Genomic DNA, 15,136 nt, shown 5'->3' with positions numbered 1-15,136 from the left:
CCACCCGCCCCCGGTGCCGCCACCCGGCATCGGGGGCGGCACCCGTCGCGACGGACCCCGCGGGTGCGCCCGGCAAACACGCACCGGCTCACACGCACCGGCTCACACGCAGGGGCGCAGCCAGCGGCGCAGGGCCAGACGGAGGCGGCCGGTGGCCGGGCGGCCGGCCAGGACGGCCTCGAAGCGGCGGTGGTCGCGGGCCGCCCGCAGCACCGCGACGTCGTGGGTGCCGGGCAGGGGCGGGGCGGGCTCGTCGCGCTGGGCGGCGCGGTAGCTGTCGAAGAGGTGCTGGTGCAGTGCGTTCACGTGATCACCCTGCCCCCCGGCCGCCCCGCACGTCCCGTCGATTGACGGCCCTGGTCAAACGACGCGGCAGCGCCCCCGCGCGGTCCGGCACCATAGGGGGGTGAGCGTGACCATCGACATCACCGGACTGCCGCACGAGCGGATCGCCTTCAGCCCCTCGCCGCTGGCCGAACTCGGCAACGCGCTGCACGCGCTGGCCGAGCCCGCTCACCACGCCCGGCTGCACGCGTGGACGACGGCGACCTCCGCCGCGCTCGAACCGGAGCTGGCCGACCGGCTGATCGAGGCCGACTTCATGTGGCGCTCGACACGCTCCGACCTCCTGATGCCCGCCCAGCCCCGGGAGACCCTCGCCGAGGAACTGGACGACCTCGACCGCCTGGACGACGAGAAGTTCGTCGGCGCGGCCCTGGAGATCTCCTGTAGCACCAGCCACTACCCCAAGGGCCTGCCCTCACCGCTGGTCGACGCGTGGTCCAGGCGCCGCGCGCTCGACCTGGCCGCCGCCCGCGGCCCGCGCCAGGCGGCGTTCGTCGAACGGACGCTCGCCGACCCCACCACCACGCGCGCGTGGATCCGACGCCTCCTGGAGGACTGCGACCAGGCGTTCTTCGCCGACACCTGGCGCCGGGTCCGCGTCCAGCTCGCCACCGACGCCAGGAACAAGACCGAACTGCTGCGCCGCAAGGGCCTGGCCCAGGCCCTCACGGCGGCATCACCGGCACTGAGCCTGGAGGAGGACGCGCACGGCAGCCGCATCGTCGTCGACAAGCTGGTGCACGGCCGCACCGAGACCCGCAGCGAAACCCTCACCCTGCTGCCCAGCGTCTTCGGCTGGCCGCACCTCTTCGCCATCTACGCGGCGGGCTGGCAGCCCGTCATCCAGTACCCGGTCGCCACCCACGAGGTCGGCGGCACCGAGCCCGTCGAGACGGTCACGCTGCGCCTGGAGGCGCTGACCCACCCGATGCGGATGCGGCTGTGCCGCAACCTCGCCCGCGGCACGTTCTCGACGAGCGAGCTGGCCGACGCCTACGGCATCACCGCCCCCGAGGTCTCCCGCCACCTCGCCGTCCTCAAGAAGGCCGGGCTGCTGCTCACCCAGCGCCGGGGCCGCTACGTCCTCCACCAGCTCGACCTCTCGGTCGTGGCCCGCCTCGGCAGCGACTTCCTGGAGTCCGTGCTGCGCTGAGCCGGGCGCCCCCGGCGCCCTCCGCGGTCATCGCCCGGGCCGCTCCTCCAGCGCGCGCAGGACCTTGTCCAGCGTGATCGGCAGGTCCCGGACGCGTACCCCGCAGGCGTGCCACACCGCGTTCGACACCGCGGCGGCCGTGCCGACGATGCCGATCTCCCCGATGCCCTTGGACCCCATGGCGTTGACGTGGGGGTCGTGCTCGGGGAGCCAGTACGCCTCGACCGCGCCGACGTCCGCGTTGGCCGTGATGTGGTAGTCGGCGAGGTCGTGGTTGACGACGTGGCCGGTGCGGGGGTCGAGCACGCCGCTCTCGTGCAGCGCCATGGACAGCCCCATCGTCATCCCGCCGACGAACTGCGAACGCGCCGTACGGGGGTTGATGATCCGCCCCGCGGCGAACACCCCCAGCAGGCGCGGCACCCGCACCTCGCCGGTGTCCGCGTGGACGTGCGCCTCGGCGAACTGCGCCCCGAAGGCGTGCATCGCGTAGCGGTCGTCGGCCGGCCCGACGGAGCCGGACGCCTCGGCCCCGTCCGGCGGCTCGCTCCCGTACCTGTCGCGCAGGGCACGCGCGGCCTCGACCACCGCCGAGCCCCACGTCGCCATGCCCGAGGAACCCCCGGCCACCGACGCCAGTGGGTAGTCGGTGTCGCCGATCCGCACCTCCACGCGCTCCACCGGCACGCCGAGCGCGTCCGCGGCGATCTGCGCCAGCGTCGTCCAGGTACCGGTGCCGAGGTCGGCCGCGCCGGTCTCGGCGACGTAGCGCCCGCCCTCCCGCCGGACCGTCGCCGTCGACCTCGGCATGCGGAAGGCCGGGAAGGTGGAGGCCGCGACGCCCGTGCCGACCAGCCAGTCGCCGCGGCGGCGCACACCGGGCCGCGGATCGCGCTCCGACCAGCCGAACCGCGCCGCGCCCTCGCGCAGGCAGCCGACGAGGTCGCGGCTGGAGAAGGGCTTGCCCGACTCGGGGTCGACGTCCGGCTCGTTGCGGATCCGCAGCTCGACCGGGTCGATGCCCAGCCGCTCGGCCAGCTCGTCCATGGCCACCTCGGGGCCGAACATGCCCGGGCACTCGCCGGGCGCGCGCATCCAGGACGGCACGGGGACGTCGAGGGCGGCGAGCCGGTGCGTGGTCCGCCGGTTCGGCGAGGCGTACATCATGCGGGCCGGGACACCGGTCTGCTCGGCGAACTCCTTGATGCGCGACGTCTGTTCGACGACGTCGACCGCGATGGCGGTGAGCGTGCCGTCCCGCCCGGCGGCCAGCCGGCACCGCTGGATGGTCGGGGTGCGGTAGCCCGTGAGGGAGAACATCTGCCGGCGGGTCAGGGCCAGGCGCACCGGCCGGCCGGGGAGCGCACGCGCGGCCAGCGCGGCCAGCACCACGTTGACCCGCGGCTGCCCCTTGGAGCCGAACCCGCCCCCGACGTACGGGCTGACGACCCGGACCCGCGCCTCGTCGAGGCCGAACAGCGACGCCAGCACGGCACGGGTCGCGTGCACGCCCTGGGTGGAGTCCCACAGGGTGAGGAAGCCGTCCCCCGCCGGGTCCCACAGGGCGGTGGTGGCGTGCGGCTCCAGCGGGTTGTTGTGGCACATCGCGGTGGTGTACGTCTCCTCGACGGTCACCTCCGCGGCCGCCATCGCGGCGTCGACGTCGCCCCGGGCGGTGTCGGTGGGAAGGCCCGGGTTCACCGTCGCCGGCGCGTACAGGTCCGCGCGGTCGGCCCGCAGCCCGACGTCGTGCGCCACCTGCGCGTAGCCGACCCGGACGAGGGCCGCCGCGTGCCGCGCCACCTCGGAGCTGTCGGCGACGACCACCGCGAGGACCTGGCCCCGGAAGGCGACCTCCGCGTCCTGGAGGACCGCCAGCTCCCTGTCCCCGGTGGAGGCCAGCCGCTCCGCGGTGCCGGGGGTGAGCACCGCGACCACACCGTCGAGCGCCTCGGCGGCGGCGGTGTCCAGCTCCGTGACGCGGCCCCGGGCGATCGTGGACTGGACGGCGTGCAGGTAGGCGGGGCCGTCCAGCGCGGTCTCGTACGCGTAGGTGGCGGTGCCCAGGACCTTGACGGCGCCGTCCCGGCGGGGCAGGTCGCGGCCGACGGCGGCCGGCTCGTCCGGGAACGTCATCGGGTGTCCTCCTCGGCCAGGCCGCGCAGGGTGGCGGCGAGGGTGCGGCGCAGCAGGGGGATCTTGAACGCGTTGCCGCCGTCCGGCCCCGCGGCCGGCCGGGCAGCGGCGAGTTCCGCGTCCGCGGCGGCCAGGTAGCTCGCCTCCGACGCCGGGGAGCCGCGCAGCGCCTCCTCGGCCCGGTACGCGCGCCACGGCACGGGCGCGACGCCACCGAACGCGACGCGCGCGTCCACGATCACCCCGTCCTCGACGTCGAGCGCCGCGGCCACGCTGACCAGGGCGAACGCGTACGACGCGCGGTCGCGGACCTTGCGGTAGGCCGAGCGGCGGGCGACGGGCCGCGCCGGCAGGTCGATCGCGGTGATCAGCTCACCGTGTCCGAGCACCGTGTCACGCTCGGGGGTGTCGCCGGGCAGCCGGTGCAGGCCGACGAACGGGACGGTGCGCTCGCCGTCCGGGCCGAGCACCCGCACCCGCGCCCCGAGCGCGGCCAGCGCCACGGCCATGTCGGACGGGTGGACCGCGACGCAGTGCTCGGACCCGCCGAGGATCGCGTGGTTGCGGGTCCACCCTCCGATCGCGGAACAGCCCGAGCCCGGCTCCCGCTTGTTGCACGGCGTGGTGACGTCCTGGAAGTAGACGCAGCGGGTGCGTTGCAGCGGATTGCCGCCGACGGTGGCCATGTTGCGCAACTGCCCCGACGCGCCCGACAGCAGCGCCTGCGACAGCACCGGGAACCACTCGCGCACCCTCGGGTGCGCGGCGAGTTCGCTGTTGCCGACACCCGCGCCGATCCTGAGGGCGCCGCCGCCGAGCTCCTCGACCCCGGCCGGCAGCACACCGGTGACGTCCACGACCAGAGCGGGTTCGACGACCCCCAGCTTGAGGAGGTCCACCAGGTTCGTCCCGCCGGCCAGGAACACCGCGCCCGGATCCCCGGCGACGCCGCGCACGGCGGCCTCGGCGTCGGCGGGGGAGCGGTAGTCGAACGGTTTCACCCGGCCACCTCCGGAACGGCAGCCCCCGGATCGCCGGCCTGCCCGGCCGCCCGCAGCACGGCGGTCACGATGTTGACGTAGGCCGCGCAGCGGCACAGATTGCCGCTCATCCGCTCGGCCACCTCGGCGCGGTCCAGCCTCGGCGCTCCCCGGCCCCCGGTGACGGCGCTCGGCCAGCCCTTCGCGAACTCGTCGAGCACCCCGACCGCGGAGACCACCTGCCCCGGGGTGCAGTAGCCGCACTGGAGCGCGTCGCAGTCGACGAACGCCGCCTGCACCGGGTGCAGGCCGCCGGCGGCGAGCCCCTCCGCGGTGACGACCTCGGCGCCGTCCTGGGTGACCGCGAGCGTGAGGCAGCCCAGCACGCGCCGGCCGCCGGACAGCACCGTGCACGAGCCGCACTGCCCGTGATCGCACCCCTTCTTGGGGCTCGTCACCCCGAGCCGTTCGCGCAGGGCGTCCAGCAGCGTCGTGCGGGTGTCGACGGTCAGCCGGCGCGCGACCCCGTCGACCCGCAGGGTGATGTCCCGCTCCACCGCGCGCGAACTCCCCGTCCCGGAGCGGTTCATGACGCCTCGTGACAGGCCCGCCGGTGCCGCAGCACGGGCTCGCCGAGGACGTAGGTCTGCCGGACGGCGCGGTCGTCGCCGAGGGTGGCCAGGGCGAAGAGGCGTTCGTGGAAGTCGCGGGCCGCCTCGGTGCGGCGCCTGAGGAGCGGGGTGGCGGCCCAGTCGAGGACCACGAAGTCGGCCTCGCGGCCGTGCCGGAAGCTGCCGATGTGCCGGTCGAGGTGGAGCGCGCGGGCGCCGCCGAGGGTGGCCAGGTAGAAGGCGCGCAGGGCGGTGAGGGTCCTGCGCTTCTCCTCCGGGACACGGTCGGGGTAGGTGTTGGCCAGGGCGACGACCTTGTAGGCCTCGTTCATGGTCTGGAGCATCGAGTAGCTGGTGCCCCCGCCCACGTCGGTGCCCAGCGCCACCCGGACCCCGGCGAGGGCGGCGTCGTCCAGGTCGAACAGGCCGCTGCCGAGGAAGAGGTTCGAGGTGGGGTTGAACGCGGCGCCGGCGCCGGTGGCGGCGAGCAGCTTGCGGTCCTCGTCGTCGATCCACACGGAGTGGCCCCACATGCTGCGGGGCCCCACCAGGCCGCACTGGTCGTAGACGTCGAGGTACGAGCGCGGGTTCAGGGTGTCACGGAACTTCGCCATCACCGCGTCCACCTCGTCGCGGTTCTCGGCGAGGTGGGACTGCACCCACAGCGGCCGGCCGGTGTCCTGGGACTCCCGGTAGAGGCGCCCGGCCATCCGGAGCGCCTCCAGGGTGGAGGTCAGGGCGAACCGCGGGGAGACGGCGTAGCGCAGCCGCCCGGTGTGGTGCCACCGGCCGATGAGCTCGCGGCAGTCCTCCTCGGCCTGTTCGACGGACCGGTCCAGGTAGTCCTCGGGTACCGTGCCGCCGTTGTCGTCGTCCATCAGCAGCTTGCCGGAGACCATCCGCAGCCTCCGCAGGTGCGCCTCCGCGAAGAACGCCTCGGTGGCGTGCGGGTGGACGGTGGTGTAGACGCACGCGGTGGTGGTGCCGCACTCCAGCAACCGGTCGAAGAAGAACGAGGTGGCGTCCCTGGCGTACTCCGGGTCGGCGAAGCGCATCTCGGACGGGTACACGTAGTCCCGCAGCCACGGCAGGAGCTGTCCGCCCGGGCTGGCGACGGAGTCCACCTGCCCGGAGTGGATGTGCGGGTCGACGAAGCCCGGCACGAGCAGGTGGCCGCGGTGGTCGACCACCCGCCCGTGGTCGACGAACTCCCGCGGGCACGCGCTCTGGTGACCGGCCCAGACCACCAGACCGTCCCGCACCACCAGCGCCCCCGGATCGAACAGGCGGTACGCCTCCGGATCGTCCTGGCCCTCCTTGTCCGGCAGCCACGGATCGTCCAGGAAGTGCAGGACCGTCCCCAGGAACACCGTCACCCGCCGGCCGCGGCCGTGCCCCGCACCCGCGCCCTCGCCGCCGTCCGTCACGTGTCCCGTCGGCTCGCCGGGGCGTCCGGCCCGTTCGTCGCTGTCCATGTCCGTCTTTCTCGGACCACCGGACGGCCCGCCTTGAGCCCGCCCCCGGGAAAACCCGGGAAAAGCCACCCCAACGGTTCACACCCACCCGTGTCACCCGGCCCCCGCCGAGCGGACGTCCGGCACCGGTGCAACCGTTCCGCCGGCGGTGGTGTTCTCAGAGACGATGGACGAGATGCCTCCTCCGCTCCCCGAGCTGCTCGCGGCAGACCTCGACCGTGGGTTCGCCGAACTCGTGCGCACCCACGGCGGCGCCGTGTACTCGGTGCTGCTGCGCCTCAACGGGGCGTCGCGCGACGTGGAAGACCTGGTGCAGGACACCTTCCTGCGGGCCTACACGGCGCTGCGCGACTACCCGCCGGAGCGGCGGCGGGCCCTCCAGCCGAGGGCCTGGCTGCTGGCGATCGGCACGAACGTGTGGCGCAACCACGTCCGCACACTGACCCGGCGCCCGGCCGCCGCGGAAGGGGTGGACATCATGGAACTGCCGCTCGTGGACGGCAAACCCGGCCCCGAACAGCGGGCGGAGCACGCGGACGAACGGGGGAGATTGGTGGCCGCGCTCGCCGAACTGCCCGAACACCACCGGCTGCCGGTGGTCCTGCGGCACGTCGGGGAGCTGAGCTACGCGGAGATCGCGGAGCTCGTGGAATGCCCGGTGGGCACCGTCAAGGCCCAGGTGTCACGGGGGCTGGCAGCCCTGCGCGGACAGCCCAGGCTGGCGGTAGAGGAGGTGAGAGGATGAGCGGACACCCGGACCCGGCACCGGAGGGACCGGCCCCGGACGGCGCGGCCCGGCGCACGGTCAACGGCACGGCCACGCCCAAGGCGTCCACCGCGCGGATCACGGACATCCCGCCGCCCGGCGCCGACACCGTGCCCGGCCTCGACGCCCTGCGCGTGCCGATGCCGGCCGACCTGGCGATCCGGATCCTGCAACGGGCCGGCGTCGCCGAGCGCGAGTACGACCGGTACGCCCTGGTCGGCGGCCCGGTCACCGCACTGTTCGTCGCCCACGGACGCGGCGCCGTCGTCGGCGCCGCACCCGTCGACTGGTACCCCGACGCTGCCGCCTTCGAGGAGGCACACCTGCGCCGCACCGGCCGTACCGCACTGCCCACCGGAAAGCCGCTGCCCGGCGTCGTGGGGGCGCTGCGCACCGGCCGCGACCGGATGCTGCGCTACGACTACGGCCCCCTGCCGCAGGCGCAGCGCAGCATCCTGGAAGCGGTGCGGGCCATCCCCCGCGGCCAGCTGCGGCCCCCGCGCTGGCTGGGCCGCGAGGCGGGGATCCCGGACGCGGACGCGGCGGACCTGCTGGCGGCGGTGCGCGCCAACCCCGTTCCCGTGCTGATCCCGGTGCACCGGATCGGCGACGAGGACGGCGGGCCCCTCGACTGCGGGCTGCCCGCCGGCCTGGTCGAGCGGCTGCGCGCCCACGAGGGCATCGACGGGGAACGCCTGGACCGGTTCTCCTCGGACGGCACCCACTTCCTGGGCAGCGCCACCACCCGGATCTTCTGCTACCCGACCTGCGCCGACGCCCGCCGCATCACCGAGCGGCACCGGGTGCCGTTCGGCTCGGCCGCGGCGGCCAGGGCGGCCGGCTACCGGGCCTGCCTCAGCTGCCGCCCGCTGCCCGCCTGACCCCGACCCGCCCGACCTCCGCCCGCCTGACCTCCTTACGGCTCCCCGAGGACCGCCGAGGGCTCCCGCGGGCTCCCGGGGGAGCCGGTGCCGCCCGTTCACAGGGCCTGCGGGAAGTCCAGCAGCCGGTCCGGGTCGTAGTGCGCCCGCAGCCGTTCCAGCCGGGGCAGGTTGGCGCCGTAGTACGCCCGGCGCCAGTCGGCCAGCCGCGGGTCGCGGTAGTTCTGGTAGGCGTGGCCGGAGGCGTGCGGGCGCAGCGCCTCGCGGGCCTCGCCGACCCAGCGGACGGCGGCGTCGGCGGGGCCGTCGCCGGTCCACCAGGCGTAGCACTGGGCGAGGAAGCGCGCGTCGCGGTGGACGAAGGCGGTGGCGTCGGCGGGCACCCGGTTGACGGCGCCGCCGAGGACGTTGAAGGAGATCGAGGCGCACACGCCGTCGGGCGCGCGCCCCAGCACCGCGAGGGCGTCCCGGACGGTCCGCGGGTCGAGCGCGCGGTCGAAGAAGTGCGAGGCCGCGGTGAAGGCGACGCGCTGCTCGTCCGGGCGCTCGATGACGGCCGGGCCGCCGGCGTTCGACCGTACGGTGTCCAGGTACGACCGGCGGGCGACCTGCCGTTCGCGGGCGGGCCCGGCGGCGGCGGTCAGTCCGTCCAGCCACCGGTCCGCCTCCTCCTCCCCGCCGCCGCCGAGCAGGAACCCGGCGACCTCGGCGACCGGGCCGCCCGGACGGGTCTCCAGCAGGAAGTGCGACCAGAGGCGGTCGGGGGCGCCGAACGCCCGCTCCTGCCAGTGCTCCAGGGCGGTGCCCGCCTCCCGGTACGGCCAGGAGACCCGGAACCCGGTCAGGTCGGCGGCCGGGTGGGTGCGCATCCGCAGCGAGGTGACCACGCCGAAGTTGCCGTTGCCCGCGCCGCGCAGGGCCCACAGCAGGTCGGGTTCGGTCCGTTCGTCGCAGCGCACGGTCCGGCCGTCGGGGAGCACCACCTCGGCGCCGACCAGGCTGTCGCAGGTCAGCCCGTACGCCCGGCTGACCACCCCGTGGCCGCCGCCGAGGGCCAGCCCGGCCAGGGCGACGGTCGGGCAGCTTCCGGCGGGTACCGTCACGCCGTGCCGGGCCAGTTCCTCGTAGACGGTGATCAGCGCGGTGCCCGCGCCGATCTCGGCGTGGCCGGCGCCCTCCATCCGGACCCCGGTCAGCCGGGACACGTCGACCACCAGCGGCACCCGGCTGGACCAGGCCCCGTAGCAGTGGCCGCCGCCGCGCACCGCGAGCCGCAGGCGGTGGCGCCGGGCGAACCGCACGCACCGGGCGACGTCGTCGGGCCCGGCGCAGTACGCGATCGCCCCGGGGCGGGCCCGGTCGGCGTACAGCAGGTTGCGCGGCAGCCGACCCGCCTCGTACCCGGCGTCCCCGGGCAGCACCAACTCGCCTGCCAGGTCCGCTCCGAGGGAGTGCCACCCGGGCCCGTCCACCCGCCGGTCCGCCCGCCGGTCCGGCCGGGGCGTCCGGCCGCGGGCCCCGGGGGCCGGTGCCGGCCGCCGATCCGTGCCGCCGTCCTGGCCGTTCATCGCCACCAGCCCCTCCCAAGTCCGTCGCTGTCCTCGCCGCCGGCCGTCGCGCAGGCCGTCCGGGGCCCCGCCGGCAGGTCACCGAAGGAGTAGGCCGACGGCGAGGACCAGCAGGACCAGCCCCACCACGGCGCCGCCGATCCGCTCGGCGAGCGGCGGGAACGCGGCCCGGCCGTTCGCGCCGCGCGCCGTGACGACCCGTACGCCCACCTCGGTGAGCAGCAGGAGCCACAGCGCGCCGATCGACAGGTAGACCGTCGCCAGCAGCGGCAGCGCCCCGGCCGACGGGCTGCCGGCCGGCAGGAACTGCGGGAGGAACACCGTCAGGAACAGGCCGACCTTCGGATTGCCCGCGGTGGACAGGAAGCCGAGCAGCAGGTGCCGGGGCAGCCGGTGGACGCCCGCGCCCTCCGTCCCCGTCCCCTCCGCACCCTCCGTTCCCGGTCCCGCCCCGGGGCCGGCCGGGCGGGGGCGCAGCGCCTCCCACAGGGCGCGGGCGCCCGTCACGGCCAGCACGAGCGCGCCCGCCGCCTGCCAGGCGAGGAGCAGACCGGGCCGCAGCGCCACGACCGCCATGCTGCCGGTGACCGCCAGCACCGCGTACCCGGTGCCGGCGAGCAGCATGCCCGCGGCGGCGGCCAGCACGGGCGGGCGCCGGCGGGTGCGGCTGACCAGGCGCAGCACCAGCATGCTGTCCGGGCCCGGGCTGCACACCACCGCCGCGCAGCTGGCCAGGAAGGCCGGGCTGGCGGCGACGGCGAGGGCGCTCGGGGTCATCGGGCGGCGTGGTCCGGTGCCGCGGCCACCGGTGCGGCACCGGGGGAGTCGGCGGCGGATCCGCCGGGGGAGTCGTCGGGGGTGATGACCACGGCCGCCTCCATGGCGCGGACGGCGGCCACGTCCCGTTCGACCTGCGCGGGGTCGGGGTGCGCGAGCACCGCGAAGCCGAGGGTGAGGGTGCCCAGCAGGTCGCGGGTCACCTCCAGCCGGTCGCCGTCCTGGAGCTTGACCGCCGAACGGTGGTACGACGCCAGCTCCTTGATCCCGTCCAGGGCGGCGGCGCCGGACACCGTGCCGGAGCTGCGGGCGATCAGGAAGACCACGGTCATGTGCCGCAGCAGCCGGTAGCCCTTGGGGGCGGTCTCCTCGCGGGCGAACCAGCGCACCGCGCGGTGCAGCTGGCTGTCGCCGGTGGCGGTCAGGTTGAACGCCGGGTGACCGCCGCCGTGCGGACGGGAGTTGATCTCGATGAGGCGCGGGCCCTCGTCGGTCAGCATGATCTCGATGTGCGCGGCGCCGTGCCGCAGGCCGACCGCGTCGAGCACGGCCTCGGCGTAGCGGGTCAGCGCCGGCACCGCGGGGTCGTCGGGGGAGACCCAGGTGAGGCTGTCGTAGACGGCCATCTGCTCGCCGTTGTCGATCTTGCTGTAGCGGCAGATGTCGGCCACGGTGTGCCGGCCCCGGTGGCTGAAGGTGTCGACCACGAACTCGGTGCCCCGGGCGTACTCCTGCACCATCATCCGGTCGTTGAGGTTGTGCCACTGGTTGATCCGGCCCAGCTGGGCGTCGAACGGCACCCGCCAGTCCGTGCCGGCCGGCACCCTGGTCACCCCGTCGGTGCTGCCGCTCTTGGGCGGCTTGACCACCAGGTCGCGGCCGGCCAGGCCCTCCCGCTCGATCCAGGCCTCGACGGCCGCCCGGTCGTCGGTACAGATCTGACGGATCGTCGGCACGCCGGCGGCGCGCAGCGCCTGCGCCATGGCGCCCTTGTCGCGGCGCGCCGCCGACAGTTGCGGGGTGTTGGCCTGTTCCGGGAGCAGCCGCTCGGTGAGCCGGTCGGTCAGTTCGACACCGCTCTCCGCGCCCGCCAGCACACAGCGCGGCGACAGCGGGCGCAGCTGCGCCACCAGCTTCTCCAGGTCGCCGTCGAAGGCGAGCAACTGCCGGTAGCGCGCGGCGTCCCAGGAGTCCGCGTACGCCGCGGGCACCTCGGGCAGCGAGCTGACCGCCACCGACGGGATGCCCAACGAGGCGAACTGGGGCGCGTACTGGGCACCGGAGGAGAACGGGTCGACGATGACGGCGACCTGGGGGGACGACGGGGCGGTCACGGGAGCGTCCTGTCTCCGGGGGCGGCCCCCGGGGGCGGTTCAGGCCCCGGCGAGGGCCGGGGACAGCGGGAGGTGGCAGAGTTCGGTGTCGGCGTCCGCGGGGCCCGGCAGCACCGCGGTCACGGTGTCGCCGGAGCGGACGGCCGGCACCTGGCGGCGCAGCCGGCTGAGCGAGGAGCCCCGCTCGTGCCACGGGCACACCAGCCGGCGTCCGGTGGGGTCGGGGGTGCCCAGGTTCAGCGGGCCGCCCCGGTGCGGGCAGGAGGCGGGCAGCACCGATCCGCCCGCCTCGGTGCGGATGTACACGTAGGGCAGGCCGGCGACGCGGGCGCAGTTGTCCGCGCCGCCGGCCTTGAACGTCACGACAGGCATGCGCGGTAGTCCCCCACGGAGAAGATCTGGTAGACGCACTCCTCGGACTCGATGATCGCGCCGTGCAGGCGGTTGCGCTGGATCACCGTGCCCTCGCCGGCTTCCAGGATCCGGTAGGAGTTGAAGCCGCTGACGAAGCGCATCGTGCCGCTGACGATGTGGCAGAGCTCGTCGCCCTCGTGGCTGTGGGTGTTGGACAGCTCGCCGAAGGGCTCCACGATGTCCGCCAGCGGCGGGGTGATCCGGCCCTCGGTGATGGCCGCGTACACCGGCTCGTGCAGGTCCTTGTAGCGGTCCGCGTCGTCCATCCAGGCGATCTGGGTGGCGAAGTCGTCGTCCGCGATGCCGTTCAGCAGGCGGAACTCCTCGATGCCGCGCACGATCTCCGGGATGATCTGCTCGCCGTGGCGCTCGATCAGCGGCTTGACCAGCTTCTCCAGGGCCATCCGGCCGTGGTGCTGGTCGATGTGGACGTGCTCGGAGAAGTAGCGGGCGTCCGCGCTGCCCTCGAACACGTCGGCGAGCAGGCTCTCCGCGCGGCGGCAGAAGTCCACCAGGGTGCTCTCGGTGTAGAACAGTGCGCCGACGTAGCGGAAGAAGTGCTCGTGGTTCTTGCCGAGGTAGTGGAAGTAGTTGTTCAGGGCCAGGCTGGAGACCAGGTAGTACTGCCAGTACCGGTGGACGTCGGAGCCGAGTCCGACCGATTCCAGGGTGGCCTCGAAAAGGGTGCTGTGCTTCGTTCCGTGCACGCCGTAGCCGTACTCGTCGATAAGGATCTTGAACCATTCCGACTGCTCGGCGCCGTAATATCCGAGCACGTTCCTGGCCATCGGCGAGGCCTCGGACAGGAAGTCCGGCGCGAACTGGATCAGCCACATCCTGGCCGCGCGCTGCGGGTCGGAGGAATCGCGGATCGCCTTCTCGGCGGGGGAGGCCTCGCCCTTGGCGTGGACGTCGAGGTCCTCCAGGTAGGCGAGCAGGCTCTCGGTGGTCCAGTCGCCGCTGACCTCCACCTCCTGGTCGAGGAAGCCGAAGGCGAAGCGCTCCAGCGCGGGGCGGATCAGCTCGCCGCGGGCCCGGTTGCCGGGGCTGTAGTAGTCGCGCAGCTCCTGCGCCTGGGCGCCGAGGCCCGCCTTCGGGAAGAAGACCAGGTCGGCCTCGTAGATGCTGGTGAGCAGGCGCTGGGCGGCCAGGCTGCTGTACTCCAGGATCCGGTCGCGGGGCGCGACGCGGTCGAAGTCCAGGTAGGGCAGCACCTGCGGGCGCAGCTGGCGGCGGTAGGGAGTGTCGGAGTTCTCCCACTCCTCGTTGTCCTTGTAGAGCGGGTTGGCGGCGTAGGCCAGGACCGCCTCGCGGAGCGCGTCGCCGCGCAGCTCGAACGGTTCGTAGGGAACAGGTGTGTGCGACATGTTCTGGTCTGCCTTCCGCTGATGGTGGGGCGGCGGGCCGGCGGCGGCGCGCGAAGGCCACGGGGCGCGCGGCGGCCGGGCTGGGTGGGGTCGTGCGCGGGTGCGGCGGTGCGTCAGACGAGGGAGAGGCGGGTGTCGCTCCAGGCGAGGTCGAGTTCCAGCGTGGAGCCGGCCTGCGCCTCGACGGGCTCGGCCAGCGGCAGCAGTGCCTGCATCCAGTGCGAGCCGACGTTGTCCGGCGAGTTGCGCAGGGTCACGCCGCCGCCGAGGTCCAGCTCGAACCAGGCGACCAGGGCGTGCACGGTGCCCGACTCGGTGACCGGGACGGAGAGCTTGCTGGAGCCCGGGCCGAGCGGGTCCGCGGCGAAGTCGAAGGAGGCCAGCTCCACCGTCTCCGACAGGACCCGGTGGGGCCAGGTGTGCAGCCGGATCGGGAAGTGCCCGGGCGTGGCGAAGACGTTCAGCCGTGACACGTCGAAGCCGCCGGCCCGGCTCACCCGGTTCAGGTTCACCGCGTTCTCGCTCTGCACCAGTGCCCCCAGCAGGCGGCCCTGTTCGGGGAGCATCACCCCGTCCGGGGTCAGCAGTTCGCGGCGCGCGTGCCGGATCGAGGGCAGGATGCCCTCGCCGATCAGGCCGCAGTCCACGATCTCGGAGATCACCGCGTCGACCCGGCGGGGCAGCTCCCGGCCGACCGTCAGCTGGTCGGAACGGCAGGCGAGCACGGTCACCCGGTCGGCGAAGCCCTCGTCGGCCAGGACCTGCCGGGCGACCTCCGCCATCAGCGGGTTCGCCTCGCAGCTGTACACGTGGGCGGCGCCGGCCCGGACGGCCATCATCGCCAGCAGGCCGGTGCCCGCGCCGATGTCCAGCACCGTGCCGTCCCGCGGGACGATCCGCTCCAGGGCGGTCGCCAGCGCGTCGTTGCGTTCGTGGTCGTTGAGCATGGCGAAGTGCCAGCGCGGCACCGCCTCCCGGGCGAACTCGCGGAACTCGGGGTACTCCGGGGACAGGGCGTCGGGTTCGGCCAGCAACCGGGCCGTGTCCTCCGCGATCCGGTTCAGCTCCTGGGCCCTGGCGCGCAGGCCCGCCAGGGCCAGCCGGACCTCTCCCTCAGCCGTCAGGCTGGTGACACTCGTCAAGTGAGGCATGTCGTTTCGCAGGCTCCCGGTAGGAATGGCTTATCGAAACACGCTGCATGCACAGATGAACGGACGGTGCGGGCCGACAGGAAACGCCCGAATCCGCGGCGAATTCACGGGGAACTCGCCGGGCTTCGCGGCGTTCGAGCAGAAATTCTGCTCCAGATATCGGACATGTTCTGCGGTG

General features: G+C 74.4%; 14 protein-coding genes. 3 read left to right on the top strand and 11 right to left on the bottom strand.

All coding sequences use genetic code 11. The features are described from left to right. Positions 1–102 precede the first annotated feature (102 nt). Positions 103–306 carry a hypothetical protein gene (locus tag ACIQOW_RS37520; RefSeq protein ID WP_188301537.1) on the bottom strand — a complete coding sequence of 68 codons (204 nt, stop codon included), beginning with the start codon at positions 304–306 and terminating at the stop codon, positions 103–105. 106 nt (positions 307–412) lie between these two features. Between ACIQOW_RS37520 and ACIQOW_RS37515 the strand changes: the two genes are divergently transcribed. Beyond that, positions 413–1,498, top strand: a complete 1,086-nt coding sequence (locus ACIQOW_RS37515) for a DUF5937 family protein (RefSeq protein WP_401092332.1) — start codon at positions 413–415, stop codon at positions 1,496–1,498. Positions 1,499–1,525: 27 nt separating this feature from the next. On the opposite strand, the gene ACIQOW_RS37510 is transcribed toward ACIQOW_RS37515, so the two are convergent. Genes ACIQOW_RS37510 through guaD form a run of 4 tightly spaced genes read right to left on the bottom strand, consistent with a single transcriptional unit; the run spans position 1,526 to position 6,700 of the window. Beyond that, positions 1,526–3,634 carry a xanthine dehydrogenase family protein molybdopterin-binding subunit gene (locus ACIQOW_RS37510; RefSeq protein WP_401092310.1) on the bottom strand — a complete coding sequence of 703 codons (2,109 nt, stop codon included), beginning with the start codon at positions 3,632–3,634 and terminating at the stop codon, positions 1,526–1,528. Then, complete coding sequence (locus ACIQOW_RS37505) at positions 3,631–4,635, bottom strand: FAD binding domain-containing protein (protein ID WP_401092309.1); 1,005 nt, start codon at positions 4,633–4,635, stop codon at positions 3,631–3,633. The genes ACIQOW_RS37510 and ACIQOW_RS37505 overlap by 4 nt, the downstream gene beginning before the upstream one ends. Further along, positions 4,632–5,204, bottom strand: coding sequence for a (2Fe-2S)-binding protein (locus ACIQOW_RS37500; RefSeq protein WP_401092308.1), 573 nt, complete (start codon positions 5,202–5,204; stop codon positions 4,632–4,634). Before ACIQOW_RS37500 ends, ACIQOW_RS37505 begins: the two co-directional genes overlap by 4 nt. Continuing rightward, positions 5,201–6,700 (bottom strand): guanine deaminase, encoded by a 1,500-nt coding sequence (gene guaD, locus ACIQOW_RS37495; RefSeq protein WP_401092307.1) that lies wholly within the window; start codon positions 6,698–6,700, stop codon positions 5,201–5,203. Before guaD ends, ACIQOW_RS37500 begins: the two co-directional genes overlap by 4 nt. Before the next feature lie 175 nt (positions 6,701–6,875). On the opposite strand from guaD, the gene ACIQOW_RS37490 reads away from it, so the two are divergent. Then, complete coding sequence (locus ACIQOW_RS37490) at positions 6,876–7,445, top strand: RNA polymerase sigma factor (RefSeq protein WP_317620508.1); 570 nt, start codon at positions 6,876–6,878, stop codon at positions 7,443–7,445. Further along, positions 7,442–8,347, top strand: a complete 906-nt coding sequence (locus ACIQOW_RS37485) for an Ada metal-binding domain-containing protein (RefSeq protein ID WP_401092306.1) — start codon at positions 7,442–7,444, stop codon at positions 8,345–8,347. The genes ACIQOW_RS37490 and ACIQOW_RS37485 overlap by 4 nt, the downstream gene beginning before the upstream one ends. Positions 8,348–8,445: 98 nt before the next feature. Here the strand turns inward: ACIQOW_RS37485 and ACIQOW_RS37480 are convergent, their stop codons facing one another. From ACIQOW_RS37480 to ACIQOW_RS37455, 6 genes are all read right to left on the bottom strand, one after another. Next, the gene (locus ACIQOW_RS37480; protein ID WP_401092305.1) at positions 8,446–9,819 is read right to left on the bottom strand and encodes an FAD-binding oxidoreductase; all 1,374 of its coding nucleotides are present in this window, start codon (positions 9,817–9,819) and stop codon (positions 8,446–8,448) included. A 174-nt stretch (positions 9,820–9,993) separates the two neighbouring features. Continuing rightward, positions 9,994–10,692, bottom strand: a complete 699-nt coding sequence (locus ACIQOW_RS37475) for a LysE family translocator (RefSeq protein ID WP_401092304.1) — start codon at positions 10,690–10,692, stop codon at positions 9,994–9,996. Continuing rightward, complete coding sequence (locus ACIQOW_RS37470) at positions 10,689–12,026, bottom strand: ATP-grasp domain-containing protein (protein WP_401092303.1); 1,338 nt, start codon at positions 12,024–12,026, stop codon at positions 10,689–10,691. Before ACIQOW_RS37470 ends, ACIQOW_RS37475 begins: the two co-directional genes overlap by 4 nt. A 39-nt stretch (positions 12,027–12,065) precedes the next feature. Beyond that, positions 12,066–12,398: a Rieske 2Fe-2S domain-containing protein gene (locus ACIQOW_RS37465; protein ID WP_401092302.1), complete on the bottom strand. Its 333-nt coding sequence runs from the start codon at positions 12,396–12,398 to the stop codon at positions 12,066–12,068. Beyond that, positions 12,386–13,807, bottom strand: coding sequence for an iron-containing redox enzyme family protein (locus ACIQOW_RS37460; RefSeq protein WP_401092301.1), 1,422 nt, complete (start codon positions 13,805–13,807; stop codon positions 12,386–12,388). Before ACIQOW_RS37460 ends, ACIQOW_RS37465 begins: the two co-directional genes overlap by 13 nt. Before the next feature lie 113 nt (positions 13,808–13,920). Next, the gene (locus tag ACIQOW_RS37455) at positions 13,921–14,949 is read right to left on the bottom strand and encodes a methyltransferase domain-containing protein (RefSeq protein WP_401092300.1); all 1,029 of its coding nucleotides are present in this window, start codon (positions 14,947–14,949) and stop codon (positions 13,921–13,923) included. Positions 14,950–15,136: the final 187 nt, after the last annotated feature.

This window comes from Kitasatospora sp. NPDC091335, from assembly GCF_044757205.1.
Taxonomy (GTDB): Bacteria; Actinomycetota; Actinomycetes; order Streptomycetales; family Streptomycetaceae; genus Kitasatospora.
This window is presented reverse-complemented; position numbering and strand designations above follow the sequence as displayed.

Excerpts from the sequence above, each read along its gene's own strand:
- ACIQOW_RS37510 (WP_401092310.1), bottom strand. The coding sequence starts at position 3,634 with ATGACGTTCCCGGACGAGCCGGCCGCCGTCGGCCGCGACCTGCCCCGC.
- ACIQOW_RS37465 (WP_401092302.1), bottom strand. The coding sequence starts at position 12,398 with ATGCCTGTCGTGACGTTCAAGGCCGGCGGCGCGGACAACTGCGCCCGC.
- ACIQOW_RS37475 (WP_401092304.1), bottom strand. The coding sequence starts at position 10,692 with ATGACCCCGAGCGCCCTCGCCGTCGCCGCCAGCCCGGCCTTCCTGGCC.
- ACIQOW_RS37485 (WP_401092306.1), top strand. The coding sequence starts at position 7,442 with ATGAGCGGACACCCGGACCCGGCACCGGAGGGACCGGCCCCGGACGGC.
- ACIQOW_RS37500 (WP_401092308.1), bottom strand. The coding sequence starts at position 5,204 with ATGAACCGCTCCGGGACGGGGAGTTCGCGCGCGGTGGAGCGGGACATC.
- guaD (WP_401092307.1), bottom strand. The coding sequence starts at position 6,700 with ATGGACAGCGACGAACGGGCCGGACGCCCCGGCGAGCCGACGGGACAC.
- ACIQOW_RS37490 (WP_317620508.1), top strand. The coding sequence starts at position 6,876 with ATGCCTCCTCCGCTCCCCGAGCTGCTCGCGGCAGACCTCGACCGTGGG.
- ACIQOW_RS37460 (WP_401092301.1), bottom strand. The coding sequence starts at position 13,807 with ATGTCGCACACACCTGTTCCCTACGAACCGTTCGAGCTGCGCGGCGAC.